Genomic DNA, 16,649 nt, shown 5'->3' on the forward strand with positions numbered 1-16,649 from the left:
AAAAGGAATTTGATATGAGTTTTGCAATTAAAAAAATTCACCACGTTGCCTATCGCTGTAAAGATGCCAAAGAAACAGTGGAATGGTATAAAAAAATGCTGAATATGGATTTTATCCTAGCGTTTGCTGAAGACCATGTTCCCTCAACTAAAGCTTTTGACCCCTATATGCATTTGTTCTTGGATGCAGGACAAGGAAATGTACTTGCTTTTTTTGAGCTCCCCACACAGCCAGAAATGGGACGTGATGAAAATACACCTCAATGGGTACAACATATTGCCTTCGAAGTTGAGAATCAGGAAGCACTATTAGATGCAAAAGCACATTTAGAGCAACACGGTGTAAAAGTTTTAGGTGTAACCAATCACGGTATTTTCCATTCTATTTATTTCTTTGATCCTAATGGACATCGCCTAGAACTTACTTATAACGACAGTCATGCTGATGCCAAAATTGCTCGTATCACTGAAGAGATGAAACTTGAAATGTTAGATGAATGGAGCCGTACCAAACGAGCACCTCAACACACACATTTCTTGCATGAAGAAGAATTAGGAGCATAGACATGGTCAACAAAGTCTCTGTAAATGCCGAAACAGCACTTCAAGGTATCGTCAAAGATGGTCAAACCATTGCTGTTGGTGGTTTTGGATTATGTGGTATCCCAGAAGCGTTGATCCAAGCTTTAAAACAAAGTGGTGTTAAACAACTTACTTGTATTAGTAATAACGCTGGCGTAGATAACTATGGGCTTGGTTTATTGCTACAAACCAAACAGATTAAAAAAATGATTTCATCTTATGTCGGTGAAAATAAAGAATTCGAACGTCAATTTTTAAACGGCGAATTAGAAGTTGAACTCACTCCTCAAGGGACACTCGCCGAAAAACTTCGTGCTGGAGGTGCAGGTATTCCTGCATTTTATACCGCGACTGGTGTCGGAACAAGCATCGCTGAAGGTAAAGAGGTTCGAGAGTTTCAAGGTAAGCCTTATTTACTCGAATCATCATTAACCGCTGATGTTGCTTTAATCAAAGCTTATAAAGCAGATAAAGCAGGAAATTTAGTTTTCAGAAAAACTGCGCGTAATTTTAACCCTGAATGTGCAATGGCGGGTCGCTATACCATCGTTGAGGTCGAGCAAATTGTTGAGCTAGGCGAAATCGATCCAGACGATATTCACTTAGCAGGTATCTATGTGAATGCAGTCGTTTTGAATGCTAATCCAGAGAAACGTATTGAACAACGTACATTAAAAGTTGCTGTATAAGGAGTGAGTCATGGCATGGACTAAACAACAAATGGCACAACGTGCAGCCCAAGAATTACAAGATGGCTTTTATGTAAATTTGGGTATTGGTTTACCAACCTTAGTAGCAAACTATATTCCTACTGGTATAGATGTTTGGTTACAGTCTGAAAATGGATTATTGGGTATTGATGAGTTTCCGACTGAAGATCTTGTCGATGCAGATCTAATCAATGCTGGTAAACAAACCGTAACTGTAAAAAATGGTGGCGCATTCTTTTCAAGTTCTGAATCATTTGCGATGATCCGTGGTGGACGTGTTAACTTGGCCATCTTAGGTGCAATGGAAGTATCAGAACAAGGTGATCTTGCCAACTGGATGATTCCAGGAAAGAAAGTTAAAGGCATGGGTGGTGCAATGGATTTGGTTGCTGGAGTACAAAAAGTTGTCGTCTTGATGGAGCACTCCACCAAAGATGGTCAACCCAAAATCCTAAAGAACTGTACTTTGCCTCTAACAGGTAGTCAGGTTGTGAATCGTATTATCAGTGATTTAGGTGTACTGGATATCACAGAACACGGTGTGGAACTTGTTGAATTAGCAGAGCAAGTGAGCTTTGATGAAATACAAGCAGCAACTGGTATTGAAATTCGAAATACACTTGCAGCATAAGTTTCTATCGGTATTGAAGAAATATAGCTTTAATACCGATTTTTATTGCCTAAATTTCATCGAAGTCGCATCCTTAAGTTTATTTTTAATATGATAAGGTGGAGTGTAAGAATACAAATCATCAGAATATGCTTATACAATTCACCTATTTAAGTCATTTAAAAAGATGATTTTTATTTTATCCATTACTCAGGCATTATGTGCTGAGTTGATGTTGTAAAAATGATCCATAGAACACCACTAAAGAGAATCTAGATTAAGGGCTATTGAATGATTGAAGAAAAGTTATCTGGTGGGGTTCAATCTCTTGAGGTAGGTTTAACCGTACTCAATGCACTTTTAGAACACAATAAACCAATTATTTTGAAAGAACTGTCTCATAAGCTAGATATGCATCCTGCCAAAGTACATCGTTATTTGGTTAGCCTAATTCGTATGAATTACGCCAAACAATTAGATGATGGGCAATATACTTTAGGAGATCAAGCTTGGCGTTTAGGTCTGAGCTGCATTCAACATACTGATGTTTTACAACTGGTTCAGCATCTAATTTATGAATTACAGAATAAGATCGGTTGTGGCATCCAGATTAGCAAATGGTCACCTCAAGGTCCTTTGGTTGTTCAGTCAATCGAATCAAACCACCCGATTTCAATTGTGACCAAAGTAGGTTCAATTATGCCTTTGGTCAACTCTGCTGCAGGTCGTGTGTTTGCCTCATATTTACCTGAAGCAGTTATTAAGCCCCTTATGCAGGCTGAATGGGATAAAGCGACTCGTAATCATTATCCGATCAAGCCGAACGATTGGAATGAGTTCATCGCCTTAAAAGAGAAAACATTAGAATCTGGTATGGCGATTGCCCAAGGAGATTTACTCGTTGGAATCAATGCTGTCGGTATTCCAATCTTCAATGCTCACCGCTCGATGGAATTTTGTATTGTTGCTTTAGATAGCGAAATGTTTTTACCTGTACATCAAGACAGTGAAAAACTCGAATTTTTTAAACGCGAAGTCGCTGCAATCAATCAATTTATTCAAACACGATAAATATTTGCAAATAAAAAAGCCAAGAAATAAATTTCTTGGCTTTCTCTTTTTAAAGTTTTTATTTTGCTTCTAATACACCGCGGCGGATTTGATCACGTTCAATTGATTCAAATAGTGCTTTGAAGTTCCCTTCACCAAAACCATCATCGTCTTTACGTTGAATAAACTCAAAGAACACTGGTCCAAGCATATTTTGGGAAAAAATCTGCAACAGCAACTTTTTCTGACCATCTTTGGTATTACCATCTAGCAAAATACCACGCTTTTGTAATTCTTCAGTGGGTTCACCATGTGCTGGTAAACGATCCTTCAACATTTCGTAATAGGTCTCTGGTGGTGGTGTCATAAACTCCAAACCTAACCCTTTTAACTTATCCCATGTTGAAAGCAAATCATCAGTAATAAAAGCAATATGCTGAATGCCTTCACCATTAAAATCTGCTAAAAATTCAGCAATTTGACCATTACCTTTATCTGAATCTTCATTTAATGGGATACGGATCATGCCATCTGGTGCAGTCAAAGCTTTTGAAGTCAGACCAGTATATTCACCTTTAATATCAAAATAACGAATTTCTTGGAAATTAAAAATCTTCTCGTAGAAATTTGCCCAATAATCCATACGCCCTTTATAGACATTATGAGTTAAATGATCAATTTCGTTTAAACCAGCGCCTTTGGGATTTTTATCTACGTCATCAAAGAAGACAAAGTCATTAGAATAAATATCACGGTCAACAAGGAAAATTGGCATTCCGCCAATTCCTTTAATCGCAGGAATATTGAGTTCCATCGGTCCAGCTTGTGTGTACATCGGCTCAGCACCAAGCTCAACAGCATTTTTAAAGGCTTTAGCTGCATCGCGGGTTCTAAACCCCATTGCACATGCAGATGGGCCGTGTTCTTTGAAGAAGAATGAAGCATAAGATTCAGGCTGATAATTCAAAATGATATTGATATTACCTTGGCGCCATAAATAAACTTTTTTAGATTTATGTTTTGCGACTTTAGAAAAACCGATTGTTTCAAAAATTTGATCTAAGCCATTTTCCGTCGAAACAAACTCAATAAAAGCAAAACCACATAGTTCTAATGGGTTATCTAAAATGTCCATCTAGTTTCCCTTATTTAGATAAATTCATCCGTTTGAATACTAAACACATGCTTATGTATAACAATCAATAGCATCTGCTTAACTTACTAGAAAAGGTAACAAGTGTTTTTATAAGTGTCTCAAAAACATCCTGATTGAAACCTTTCCTGTCCTTACTGCAACCAATACATCTTTTAGAAAACCTATTCTCAGTATTGGTTTTAATCCATAAAACCATGCTACAAGAAAGATTAAATTTATGCAATACATAATTTAATTATGAATAGTGTAATTTAATGAGATTTCAATCTCACCAAAATTAGGTGAATTTTCACTAGAATAAAATTTAAAAAACAAGCACGCCATATCAAAATCTGACATTCTTAAAAATCGAGTAAATAAATCCCGATGTGTTACAAGGCAATTAAAAATAATTATCAAATCTAACAATTCGTTACTTGTAGATTGCATAGGTTCAGGGCATGGTTTGACTACTGCTGAATTATAGGAAATTGTTGCCTATGGCTAGCCCTGCTCAAGCAATAAGACATAAATTACTTAATACTTTCTTTTCAAGACACTCAGTTTGGTTTCTTTGTATTTTTACTGCTTTAACCATTACTTGGTTTAGAACGATTTATACACCACATACCATTTATTATTTTATTTCAGATACGTTATTAAATACGCTATGGCTTGTCACCAGCTTACTAAGCCTCTTGGGTCTACATGATTTATTGCAAAAAAAGCATGCAATACTCAGAAACTATCCGATTTTAGGGCATTTCCGTTTTATCTTTGAAGATGTTCGACCTGAGATCAGACAATACTTTATAGAGTCAGATCAAGATGCATTACCCTTTTCAAGAATGCAACGTAGTCTTGTTTATCAACGTGCAAAAAATGAAAATGCAGACAAACCATTTGGTTCAATTATTGATGTTTATGAACCAAACTATCGCTTTATCGTTCATTCAATTTCTCCATGCCCGCCTGCCGACCCAAGCACTTTTCGCGTAAAGATTGGCAATAGCCAATGTAGTCAACCCTACAGTGCATCCATAATGAATATTTCTGCCATGAGTTTTGGAAGTTTAAGTGCGAATGCAATTCGTGCACTCAACAAAGGCGCTCATCTAGGAAATTTCTATCATGATACGGGTGAAGGTAGCTTGAGCCCTTATCATCTGGAAAATGGTGGTGACATCGTATGGCAAATTGCAAGTGGCTATTTTGGATGTCGTACTGTTGATGGATTATTTGATCCTGAGAAATTTAGACAACAAGCACAAAATCCAAAAATTAAGATGATTGAGCTCAAACTCTCTCAAGGCGCGAAACCCGGACATGGTGGAATATTACCAAAACACAAAATTACGCAGGAAATTGCAGAAATACGAGGTGTTTCTAGAGACCAAGATTGTATTTCTCCTGCAAAACATCCAAGTTTTAACACACCTATCGAAATGATGTTCTTTATTCAAAAACTTAGAGAGCTATCTGGTGGAAAGCCCGTGGGTTTTAAACTGTGTATTGGTCAACCTTGGCAATTTATGAGTATTGTCAAAGCGATGCTTGAAACCAAAATCATCCCTGACTTTATCGTCGTTGATGGCTCTGAAGGGGGTACAGGTGCAGCACCAATTGAATTTAGTGATTATATCGGCACTCCCTTAAGAGAGGGCTTACGCTTTGTACATAATACTTTAATAGGTGCAGGCTTACGACAACAAATCAAAATTGGTGCCAGTGGAAAAATGATTAGTGCTTTTGATATTGCGAGCACCTTTGCTTTGGGCGCAGATTGGGTTAATTCAGCACGAGGCTTTATGTTTGCTGTTGGATGTATTCAAGCGCAAAGTTGTCATACGAACCAATGTCCTGTTGGAGTTGCAACGCAAGATCAAGATCGTCAAAAAGCGATAGATGTCCCGACTAAAGCAGAACGTGTATTTAATTTTCATAAAAATACATTACATGCATTATCAGAAATGATTGCAGCTGCAGGCTTAAAGCATCCATCTGATATTAAAGCCCATCATCTTGCCCAGCGTATGAATGATCGTGAAATCAAAAATTATGCACAAATTCATTTTTTTCTCAAAGAAAATGAATTACTGCAAAATGATCTGAACGATGAGGAAAATTTCTACTATAGAATGTGGAAATTAGCAGATGCTAATACATTCTAATTCTAGTAATGCTTAAGCTATAAAAAATCACCACTAGTAATAGTGGTGATTTGGTTTTGCATGTAAAAATGCTGGAATCAATCCAGTCAAAGCAGCTCGAATATCTGCACGCTCATTAATCAATTGATGTGAACCCTCTTCCAACATCAACAAGGTCTGTAATCTAAATTTTCGGCGAATATATTCAATGTTATAACGCCAATCTACTGTTTGATCGAGTGCACCTTGAGCAAGCCATACAGGAATACGACATGCAGGTCGATGTTCCATTTCTAACATCCATTTAGACATTGCTAAAATCCAATCCATCCCCATCATTCGAGGCTGTAATGGATCAGTTAGGCGAATAAATCTTAAAAATTCAGGATTATGATTATTACGACGGAAATGTCGTGGTACTTGGCTCTTTATACGACGAATAATCCCTAAGCCAACAGAGTTATGCCACCAAGCTGTTTTTGCGGGTCGAATCAATGGCGATAAGAGCAATACTCGATTAACGATCGGATCTTCTCTACGCTCAGCAAATTCAAGTAAATGATGCATCCAAATCGCACCACCAGTACTTTGCCCTATTCCTAACCATGGTTTTGGTAATTGTATAGCACTACGAACAACATCATAAACTGCATGCAATACTTGCTGGTAATGATCAAAATTCTGAATACTTGCTGATGAGCCATTACTTAATCCGTGACCGGGCAGATCGTATGTAATAACACTGAATCCTTGATCTAAAATTTCTTTTATGATGGGTTGATAAATACCACTATGTTCTAAGTATCCATGTAATAAACATACAGTACCTAAAATCTTTTCGCGTTGAGGCTGAAATACTTGTACATGTAAACGAAATAATGGCATTTCAACATAGCCTTGCCAGTGTTCGCATTCAAGTAAATCTAAACCATAAAGCTTTCTATAGGCTTGTAGTGCTTTTGAAGGTTCTATTATTTTTGATAAATCAAGCGGCTCTAAAAGCTGAGGCGTTGTTTCTCTATTGGGGATAGGTAAATCCAATTGTTTAAGTATTGTCGGATTTAAAAATGGAATATTGGACATATTATGGTATCTCTCGACAATCACTTGAGCCAAAAAGCGTATCACGAATCGTTGCTAGCAATTCATAGTTAGCACGACGACTGTGATCATAGTTTTGTTCACTTGGTCGCCAGTCTGTCAATGTGGTTGGCATCGGTGCGATCACAGGAACAGTTTCAATTCCATTGAGTGCAAATAAACGTCTTGTTCGTGGCATATGATATTCATCTGTGATGAGAATGACTGTCGGTGCACCACCTTTCTTTTGCAGTAATAATGAACTAAATCGGGAGTTTTCACAGGTATTCATACTTCTATTTTCTAGAAGCTTCGCTTCTATACCGCGTTCTTTCAGCCAAGCTTGCATATAAGGTGCTTCAACACCACTTAAAACAATAGGAAGAGGATATTGCTTTTCGACTTGCAAAGTTTTTTCCAATCGAAGACGTGTATAGTTATTTACAACAATATCTTTACCATTTGCACCAAGTGTCAAGCCACCACCTAAAACAACAATTGCATATGGCTGAGACAATCCTTGCGACTCGTTCATTCCATCCTTGTTCTTCTTCAGCTCAACTAAATCTTTATTTGTATCCTCTTTTTCATCTGGATAAACAGGTAATTCAACAGGATATGTTTCTAAAAAAGCAATATATTTCCCCATTAAAGCCTGATTATCAGGCGTATTCCACTGTAAAAAGTCGATTGGCGTACTTGCTGCTACAGCAGAACTCTCTTGTTCCTGTTCTGACTTTTCCGCCATTAATGGAATATTCGTTTGCTGATTTTCTTCTACATTTTCGCGTTCTTGCTCTTCGATGATCAATTGTTGTAATAATTTATAACGTGCTTGAATTAATCTCAAATCTTCAGGTTTTTCAGACTGAAATGTTTTTTCCATTAACTTGAGATAAGCTTGGCGCGCAATCCACAAATTAGACCCCGGCTCCAAAGTTTCATGCTCGCTTAACGCAGCTGGTTTCTGACTTTGTGCGGCAACTTCATTCACATCAACAGGCACAAATCGGTTTAGCCCCTTTACAACCAATTGCGAATAAAATGGCGAATATAAAAAAAGTACAAAGCAGCCTAATAGCACGAAAAATATAGTTATGATTCGTACTAAGCCAATCATCCAATGTACTTTATCCATAAAATTCCTTATACATGATGCGCTTGGATTAAGCCTTGCTCACTATACAACACTGGTTCAGGTTCTAATTGAATATTAAATTTCTGTTTTACATCACTTTGTACTGTTTGATAGGTATTTTTAACATCAGCTAATGTCGCATCTGCATAATTCACTAACACCAATGCCTGCTTATCAAACATTCCAACCGAACCAAGTTGTTTACCTTTCCAACCTGTTTGATCAATCAACCAACCCGCCGCAACTTTAACATTGCTATGTGCTTGAGGATAATGGGGAATATTTGGAAAATGCTGAGCAATTTTGCCAAATTCAGCTTCAGTCAAAATTGGATTCTTAAAAAAGCTTCCAACATTTGGAAATTCTTTTGGATCAGGCAATTTACTTTGACGAATATGAATCACCTGATTTTGTAAATTTTCAGCGGTCAGTTCATCTCCAACTGCTTGTTTAAGATCACCATAGTTCAACTTCAAATCGACCTTTTTTAGTAATTTGAAAGTAACACTCACGATGATGTAGCGGTTTGGATAATCTTTGAAAATACTATGGCGATAAGCAAAGTGACAGTCTGAACCTGAAATAGAATCAAACACTTTTAGTTGACGATCATAGACTTGAACAGAATCGATAAACTCGCCAACTTCAACACCATAGGCACCAATATTCTGCACAGGTGATGCACCCACTAAACCAGGAATGAGTGCGAGGTTTTGCAAACCAAACCATTGTTGTTGAGTGCTGTACAACACAAAGTCATGCCATACTTGCCCAGCACCTACTTTAACTGTGATGGTATTTTCATCTTCAGCGAGAACATTTATCCCTTGTATATTTAAATGCAACACCAAAGCCTGAATCTGTTGGGGTAATAACACATTACTTCCACCAGATAAAATCAAAGCATTTAAATTGTGTTGCTCAGCAAAGTTCAATGCCTCGATCACATCATCAGGATGATTGATTTGAACATAATGCGAAGCAATAGCATTCAAATTTAATGTATTTAAGTTTTTAAGCTGAACTTGTGCTTGTACCTGCATATTAAATTAAATCCTATTACCCTACTTTCATTTGCTTTTTAAAAACGTTAACCCATGCTTGGCTGCTAGATTCACATTGATCAACTACTCGATCAAATCCATCCGATCCACCGTAGTAAGGGTCAGGAACAGCTTGTTGCATAAAATGAGGGTCATGCTCACTCATCAATGCGATCTTGGCTCGAATTCGATCAGCACCGAATTGTTTTACCGCTTTTGATATTAATGCCTGAATATCATCAAAATTTTCATGATCCATCGCAAGAATAAGATCAAACTCAACAAAGTCTGCTAAAACAATTTGTCTTGCTCTCAATGTTGATAAATCATAACCACGTTGTATGGCATGTTTTTGACTACGTAAATCAGGCGCTTTGTTTGGATGATAATTACAAGTTCCCGCAGAATCGACCACCACATTTAAACCATGTGTCTCACAATAATGTCTGAGAATTGCTTCTGCTGTAGGAGAACGACAAATATTCCCTAAACAAACGCATAGAACCCTATACGGTCTTTCCATTAAAAAAACATTCCAAGATTTTGTTTTTTAAAAAAATATAAATATTGCATACAAAATTCCTGCAAACTGCTTAAATGTGATCATACGTGAATTGACCATTGTGACATCAGGTATTTTGTCAAAAATTGCTTTGATTTGAAAGGAAATAGTAACGATGAATATGGCTTTGTTGCACAAAGCTGTTCTTGAAGGCTTCTTCAGCAATATAATTTCTAGATGAAGAAACCTGCACCTAAAATCTACCGTACACAAATTGGTCCTCGTATAACCAAGCTTTAATCAAGCGAGAAAATATTTCAATCTGGTTTGATCCCAAGACCCACAGACATCACCATAACAGTTTCAAAATGGCAGAATCGCTTCAAAGCTACACTTTTTAACAGCATCTTATGCTAATTTATTTGGACAGTGAAACTTATACTCACTTGATATAAAAATGATGTATTTACGATGAAAATAAGGATGTATGTATGAACCCGTTTCAATTTCAAACTGTTCCCAACATTATCTCGGGGCTAGGTTCGATACAAGAACTTAAAAATGTGCTTACTCAACAAAATTATCAAAAAGCATTCATTGTGACCGATGCAGGGATGATACAGCATCAATTGCATCAGCCCATTTTAGAAATCCTGACTCAGATTGGTCTTGAGTATATTATTTATTCCGATATCCAAGCAGATCCACCAGAGCATATTGTATTAGAAGCTGTTGATTTTGCGACACAAGAGCAAATTGATGTGATCATCGGTTTTGGTGGTGGTAGTTCCATGGACGTGGCTAAAATCATTGCCTTGCTCGCACACCCTAAACAACAGCAAAAACTGAGTGAAATCTATGGGGTAAACCAAGCTAAAGCACCGCGTTTACCACTCATTCTTATTCCAACAACAGCTGGAACAGGTTCGGAAGTCACCCCGATCTCGATCGTAACCACTGGCGCAACCACAAAAATGGGCGTGGTTTCTCCAATTCTATATGCAGATGTCGCAATTTTAGATGCAACATTTACGCAAGGGTTACCTGCTCATATCACAGCGGCAACAGGTATTGACGCGATGGTACATGCAATTGAAGCCTACACTTCAAATGTTAAAAAGAACTTCTATGCAGATATGTTAGCCAGAAATGCACTGAAATTATTAAATCATAATTTAGCTAAGGTATTGAAAAATGGTGCTGATCTAGAAGCTCGCCAGAATATGTTGGTCGGTTCAATGCTTGCTGGTCAAGCATTTGCTAATGCCCCAGTCGCAGCAGTCCATGCCCTCGCTTATCCATTGGGCGGACATTTCCATCTTTCACACGGACATACCAATGCCTTAGTTTTAGTTGAAGTGCTAAAGTTTAATGCACCTAAAGCTAAGCAACAGTATGCAGAACTCATGCAATTGTTAGATCCACGTAGTACAGGTTGTACCGATGGTTTATGTGATCTATTTATTGATCATATGGAGAATCATTTGGACCAAAGTGGATTAACATTGAAATTAAAAGATTTAGACATTCCTGAGGCGAAGTTACCTCAGTTAGCAAAAGATGCAATGCTACAAACCAGACTGTTGCAAAACAATCCAAGGGAAATGACCGAGCAAGACGCATTACAGATCTATCAGGCGATTTATGCATGACCAAACCTATTTTAAAAACACGAGAGCAATTTAAGTTTTTCTTCCCGATCCAAACTCGTTGGGCTGATAATGATATTTATGGTCATGTGAACAATGTGACCTACTATAGTTATTTTGATACCGCTGCCAATTCTTTACTGATTCAAAAAACAGGATTTGACATTCACAACAGTGAAATTATTGGCTTAGTGGTTGACTCTGCCTGTAGTTTTTTGCAAGAGCTTTCCTTTCCAGAAGTCGTTGAGGTTGGTGTTGCGATTGGAAAAATCGGCAACTCCTCGCTTAGATATGAACTGGCAATTTTTAAACAAGATCAATTTGAAGCGGCAGCACAAGGACATTTCGTGCATGTGTTTGTAGATCGTGAAAATCGAAAAAGTACAGCAATTCCTAAAAACATGCGAAATATTTTACAAGAATATCTTTTATCTATTTCTTAAATAAACCTGCCGACATGATTGCTATAACCATGTCGGCAGGTTTTAACATTACTTTTTAGATATGTGGCAATACATATGGCACGATATCTTGGAAAGTACGACCATGTACATTCTCACCAATCGCATGCATTTTCCACGCGTCATTATGGCGATAGATTTTCGCAATAATTAGACCTGTATGACCGCCTTGTGAAGACAATTTGTAACTCGCAATTTGTTGATTGCTTGCTTGATCAACCAAACGGCAGAATGCATTTTCCACTTTTTCAAAAGTTTGACCACGGAAACTACTCACCGTAAAAACCAATGATTTCACTTGACTTGGCACTTGCGTCAGATTCACACGAATGATTTCATCATCACCATCACCCGCACCTGTGAGGTTATCGCCAGAATGGGTAATACTGCCATCCTTACTGCGTAATTGCCCAAAATAGACAACATCGACAACTTGTTTATTCTCATCAAACAAAATCACTGAGGCATCAAGGTCAATATCTGCACTACCACCACCAAAACCTAAAAAGCCTTTACTCTTGGCAACATCCCAACCAACACCAAGAAAAATTTGTTGTAAGCTGCTACCATCTGCTTTTTGCAAATTGATTTTTTGCCCTTTTTCTAAATTAATCGCCATCATTAAGCCCTCTTTGTTAAATAAATGTTTTAAATGATTTTTCGTTGTAAAAATTACTGATTTGAACGTGGACTCAATTTACTCTGTAACCATGCAAGAAGGTTTTGGCGATTACGTGAACAAATGACAACTTTGCCCTTACCTGAAAAACGTAACACCATGCCCTCACCACTCATGACACTATTCATCAAATTACCTAAGAGTCCACTACTCTGTGAGGTAGAAACAGATAAACTGTAATTTAGGCGTGAATCCCAACATATGACATGACCATTATCAATTACAATCTCTTTATTTGGCTCAACCTCAATTTCAAATAATGTACCGCAACCTGCAACAACCACCTGACCTTGTCCACTGGTTTCCATAACGAGAAAACCACCCGTATTTCCAAAGAAAGCACCACCAAGACTACTATTTAGACGTGCTTTGATCTCCACCGAATTATGTGCTGCTACGAAGGCACCATCACTTAATATATATTGCGTTGCGCCAACATCAAGAATTTGCATATCACCATCTAATGCTGCGGAAAGTAAACAATCCCCATCTCCGCGCACTGCTTCTATATGTTGTTGAAATAATGATTCATCGTTAGCAAAACGGCGCAATAAGGACTGCATTAAACCACCTTGCAAACGCCCTTTGAGTTCCAATGGGTCTTCCATCATCACCATTGCATTACTTTCGCAATAAATCTTATCGCCACGGCGCATCGCAACATGTAAGAATGGTTCTGGTGAACCGACTAAACTAAATTGAGCCATATTATCTAACCCTTAATTCTCAATAATTTGATGTTGTTTTGCAGCTTTCAACCAATCAGGAAATTCTTCTAACAGCAATTCATATAAACGATCATCAGAAACGCTGTCTATTCGATCTAAACTAAAAAAATTACAGTTATCAACCACTCGCCCTTTTAGATCATCTAATTTTTCTAATGCCCCATAATCTCGCCCACCAATGCCAACAAACTGCCAAAAAATTGGCAATTTTGCAGCTTGGGTTAAGATTTTTTGCATTTCTCTTCGGCTGCCTACACCACCATCCGAAACAAAGAGTACAAAAGTGGGAATCTTATCTGTGAATTTTTGATAATAATTAATGACTGCCTCAATGGCTGGAATCTCTTGATTGAAACGAGCGCCAACTTGCCAATTTTTCCAGCCTCGTTGGGTCGTATTAATAAAGTCATTTACATTGCTCAGAGTAACTTCATCTAGCTGTGTTGTTTTAGCTGCAAATGCCCAACACTCAAAGCTTCCATCATTATCAAAATGGATCGCTAAAGGCATTAAACGATTCACCACTTTCTGAACATCACCACGGCGATATTGTCCATCCATCGAACCAGATGCATCTAAAACGAGGGCAACACGAGCCGTTATTCCAAGTAAATTTTTCTTTTCTAACTGAACCAATGATTTTTTGGTCAAGTCAATAATCGAAGCATTGCCTGTTTTTTCTGCTTTTTCTAAAGACAATTTTTTCTTTAAATCAATACTGGTTAATGGTGGTACGGTGACTTGATGAACAGCTTCTTCTGCCACTTCACCACCAAAATGTTGAATCAATGCAGCCAAACCCGCACTAAAACCTTGCCCATTAGCAGCTAATCGCCAAACATTATCTTTGCGATAAATTTCGATCAGCATTGCAGCACGTTCCTGATCAAACATATGACCATCAAGCCTAAACTCAGCAATGACTTGCTGCTGTAAATTCAGAACTTGAACTAAGATCTGTTGTATCTGTGACATCACTGCCTGACCATCAATAGCAATGGTCATCACTAAATGCTGAATCGTCGGCGGTAATTTTGTTAAATCAATCGAAAAACGACTAGACTGAGCTTGATTATCCGTTAGTTGCACTGCTTGGCATGGTGTTTTAGGCTGATTATAGAACGTCATATAACGTTCATCGCTTAATTTATATGCTGGATCTAATCCAAAACTAGCGATATCTAAAGCGAAATTGGCTTGATATTCAATGTGAATATAAAAAGAACTTTGTCCTTGTAAAAGATCATCTAATTTAATTTTTTGCCCACGAATTAAACTCAGCATATGACACAATTGCCTATTTTTTCATTTATATTTTATAGTAATGATCAGAAGACAATACCGAAGTATCATCCTCTGATATGGGATCAATTATACAGCTACACCAAAAGATGCTGCTAAAGGTCCTAAACCACCTGCAAAACCTTGACCAATGGCACGGAATTTCCATTCGCTACCATTTTTATACAGTTCACCAAAAATCATTGCTGTTTCTGTGCTGCTATCTTCAGATAAGTCATAACGTGCGATTTCACTACCGCCTGCGTCATTACAAACACGGATATAAGCATTTGCAACTTGACCAAAGTTTTGGTTACGCCCTTGACCATCATAAATAGTCACTGCAAAAATCACTTTAGCAACATCCGCTGGGACTTTACTTAAATCAACGCTCAGTGTCTCATCATCGCCTGCGCCTTCGCCAGTACGGTTGTCACCATTGTGTACGACTGAACCATCAGATGATTTTAAGTTATTAAAGAAAATAAAATCATTATCAGCACGTACTTTACCGCTTTCAGTGACAAGAAATGCAATCGCATCTAAGTCAAATGCTTGGCCATCAGTTACACGAGGATTCCAACCCAAACCTACTGTCGTTTTGGTAATTCCAGGGGCTTCTTTTGTTAAGCTAACATTTCCGCCTTTGGTTAGACTAATTGCCATTGAAGTGTACTCCTTATTCTACTGTTCAAATAAATATTGATTCTCATTTGATATAACAGATTTTCTCTACTATATCTATATATTTTATGACGATTTTGCTTGTCGCTTCTCATAAGCAATCGATGAAAAAATTGCCCAGATAATGAAAGCGACACCAATCAATCCTGTCACAACTTCAGGAACATGACCACCTGTACCTGTATAAAGCATAATTGCAGCAAGAATACCAATCGCATACATTGCGCCATGCTCTAAAAATACAAATGCTTCTAATGTGCCTTTCTCAACCAAATAAATCGTCATCGAACGGACAAACATTGCTCCGATTGCCAAACCAAGCATAATCACCACAACATCTGTAGTAATTGCGAATGCACCAATAACACCATCAAAACTAAATGATGCATCCAGTACTTCTAAGTAAAGGAATCCACCAATACCTGCTTTTACAATCGTACTAGATGCGCCTGATGCTTTTGATTCATCCTGACTTTCATCACTTTCTTCTGTCTGACTACTTTCAAGTAAATGTCCTAATGCCTGAACACCGACATACACCACAATCCCCCAAATACCAGCTAAAGTCACCACCAGTTTCGTTTCCATATTCACGAAACTCACCATAATCAGCAATGCAATCATGGCAACAAATACAGACATTGCTGGAACATTGGCAAGATTCGCTAGTCGTGATTCCAACCAGTGAAACCAGTGCGTATCCTTTCCATCGTCAAACAAGAAATTCAAGAAAACAAGCAATAAGAACATGCCACCAAAAGCTGCAATTTCAGCATGGTGCGCAAGCAGTTTTTCTGAATAATGGACTGGGTCATTGAGTGCCATTTTAACAACATCAACCATTCCCATATCTGCGGTGATTGCAACAATCACAATTGGGAAAATTAAACGCATCCCAAATACAGCAATCAGAATACCGACCGTTAAAAATATCTTTTTCCAGAACTCATCCCAATGACGTAAGATCGAAGCATTCACCACTGCATTATCAAAAGATAGAGAAACCTCCATCACTGCTAAAATGGCAGTAATTAATAAAACGCGAAGCATGGTTTGAATACCTGCCTCTGGTCCATGGCTGAAACCCCACCAAGCGGATAACGCTAAGCAGATTACCGTGAAAATAATTGAGAAACGAAAATGTTTCATTGTGCCCCTTTTTGATAAA

General features: G+C 37.8%; 17 protein-coding genes and 1 pseudogene. 8 read left to right on the forward strand and 10 right to left on the reverse strand.

Annotated features, from left to right (window positions below):
- The first annotated feature begins 14 nt into the window (after positions 1–14).
- The 4 genes from ACN19N_RS08705 to ACN19N_RS08720 all read left to right on the forward strand — a co-directional run bounded on the left by ACN19N_RS08705 (position 15) and on the right by ACN19N_RS08720 (position 2,972).
- Positions 15–563 carry a VOC family protein gene (locus ACN19N_RS08705; RefSeq protein WP_050039682.1) on the forward strand — a complete coding sequence of 183 codons (549 nt, stop codon included), beginning with the start codon at positions 15–17 and terminating at the stop codon, positions 561–563.
- Positions 564–565: 2 nt separating this feature from the next.
- A complete protein-coding gene (locus ACN19N_RS08710) occupies positions 566–1,270 on the forward strand; it encodes a CoA transferase subunit A (protein ID WP_420001119.1) in 705 nt (234 codons plus the stop codon).
- Between the two features lie 10 nt (positions 1,271–1,280).
- Positions 1,281–1,922, forward strand: a complete 642-nt coding sequence (locus ACN19N_RS08715; protein WP_004661956.1) for a 3-oxoacid CoA-transferase subunit B — start codon at positions 1,281–1,283, stop codon at positions 1,920–1,922.
- 270 nt (positions 1,923–2,192) lie between these two features.
- Entirely contained in the window at positions 2,193–2,972 is a 780-nt protein-coding gene (locus ACN19N_RS08720; protein WP_420001120.1) for an IclR family transcriptional regulator, read from the forward strand.
- A 58-nt stretch (positions 2,973–3,030) separates the two neighbouring features.
- On the opposite strand, the gene hppD is transcribed toward ACN19N_RS08720, so the two are convergent.
- Positions 3,031–4,086, reverse strand: coding sequence for a 4-hydroxyphenylpyruvate dioxygenase (hppD, locus tag ACN19N_RS08725; protein WP_005215973.1), 1,056 nt, complete (start codon positions 4,084–4,086; stop codon positions 3,031–3,033).
- Positions 4,087–4,586: 500 nt separating this feature from the next.
- On the opposite strand from hppD, the gene ACN19N_RS08730 reads away from it, so the two are divergent.
- Positions 4,587–6,257: an FMN-binding glutamate synthase family protein gene (locus ACN19N_RS08730; RefSeq protein ID WP_420001121.1), complete on the forward strand. Its 1,671-nt coding sequence runs from the start codon at positions 4,587–4,589 to the stop codon at positions 6,255–6,257.
- 33 nt (positions 6,258–6,290) lie between these two features.
- On the opposite strand, the gene ACN19N_RS08735 is transcribed toward ACN19N_RS08730, so the two are convergent.
- From ACN19N_RS08735 to ACN19N_RS08750, 4 genes are read right to left on the reverse strand one after another with little or no spacing between them, the layout of a single operon-like run.
- A complete protein-coding gene (locus tag ACN19N_RS08735; protein ID WP_269230282.1) occupies positions 6,291–7,319 on the reverse strand; it encodes an alpha/beta hydrolase in 1,029 nt (342 codons plus the stop codon).
- A gap of 1 nt (position 7,320) precedes the next feature.
- A complete protein-coding gene (locus tag ACN19N_RS08740) occupies positions 7,321–8,454 on the reverse strand; it encodes a YdcF family protein (protein WP_420001122.1) in 1,134 nt (377 codons plus the stop codon).
- 8 nt (positions 8,455–8,462) lie between these two features.
- Positions 8,463–9,497 (reverse strand): UDP-N-acetylmuramate dehydrogenase, encoded by a 1,035-nt coding sequence (gene murB / locus ACN19N_RS08745; protein WP_269230280.1) that lies wholly within the window; start codon positions 9,495–9,497, stop codon positions 8,463–8,465.
- Positions 9,498–9,513: 16 nt separating this feature from the next.
- Positions 9,514–10,020: a low molecular weight protein-tyrosine-phosphatase gene (locus ACN19N_RS08750; protein WP_420001123.1), complete on the reverse strand. Its 507-nt coding sequence runs from the start codon at positions 10,018–10,020 to the stop codon at positions 9,514–9,516.
- A 216-nt stretch (positions 10,021–10,236) separates the two neighbouring features.
- On the opposite strand from ACN19N_RS08750, the pseudogene ACN19N_RS08755 reads away from it, so the two are divergent.
- The 3 genes and pseudogenes from ACN19N_RS08755 to ACN19N_RS08765 form a co-directional block, all read left to right on the forward strand.
- Positions 10,237–10,340, forward strand: a pseudogene (locus tag ACN19N_RS08755) (IS5/IS1182 family transposase); the annotation flags it as partial.
- Between the two features lie 150 nt (positions 10,341–10,490).
- On the forward strand, positions 10,491–11,651 hold the full coding sequence (locus tag ACN19N_RS08760; RefSeq protein WP_269230278.1) for an iron-containing alcohol dehydrogenase: 1,161 nt from the start codon (positions 10,491–10,493) through the stop codon (positions 11,649–11,651).
- The gene (locus ACN19N_RS08765) at positions 11,648–12,091 is read left to right on the forward strand and encodes an acyl-CoA thioesterase (protein ID WP_269230277.1); all 444 of its coding nucleotides are present in this window, start codon (positions 11,648–11,650) and stop codon (positions 12,089–12,091) included. The genes ACN19N_RS08760 and ACN19N_RS08765 overlap by 4 nt, the downstream gene beginning before the upstream one ends.
- A 55-nt stretch (positions 12,092–12,146) precedes the next feature.
- Here the strand turns inward: ACN19N_RS08765 and ACN19N_RS08770 are convergent, their stop codons facing one another.
- The 5 genes from ACN19N_RS08770 to ACN19N_RS08790 form a co-directional block, all read right to left on the reverse strand.
- The gene (locus ACN19N_RS08770) at positions 12,147–12,728 is read right to left on the reverse strand and encodes a TerD family protein (RefSeq protein ID WP_269230437.1); all 582 of its coding nucleotides are present in this window, start codon (positions 12,726–12,728) and stop codon (positions 12,147–12,149) included.
- Positions 12,729–12,781: 53 nt separating this feature from the next.
- A complete protein-coding gene (locus ACN19N_RS08775; protein ID WP_420001124.1) occupies positions 12,782–13,495 on the reverse strand; it encodes a TIGR00266 family protein in 714 nt (237 codons plus the stop codon).
- A gap of 12 nt (positions 13,496–13,507) precedes the next feature.
- Complete coding sequence (locus ACN19N_RS08780) at positions 13,508–14,800, reverse strand: VWA domain-containing protein (RefSeq protein ID WP_420001125.1); 1,293 nt, start codon at positions 14,798–14,800, stop codon at positions 13,508–13,510.
- Between the two features lie 87 nt (positions 14,801–14,887).
- Positions 14,888–15,463 (reverse strand): TerD family protein, encoded by a 576-nt coding sequence (locus ACN19N_RS08785; RefSeq protein WP_018678204.1) that lies wholly within the window; start codon positions 15,461–15,463, stop codon positions 14,888–14,890.
- An 84-nt stretch (positions 15,464–15,547) separates the two neighbouring features.
- A complete protein-coding gene (locus tag ACN19N_RS08790; protein ID WP_420001126.1) occupies positions 15,548–16,630 on the reverse strand; it encodes a DUF475 domain-containing protein in 1,083 nt (360 codons plus the stop codon).
- Positions 16,631–16,649: the final 19 nt, after the last annotated feature.

The sequence above is a fragment of the Acinetobacter sp. LF10 genome, from assembly GCF_048585715.1.
GTDB lineage: Bacteria > Pseudomonadota > Gammaproteobacteria > Pseudomonadales > Moraxellaceae > Acinetobacter.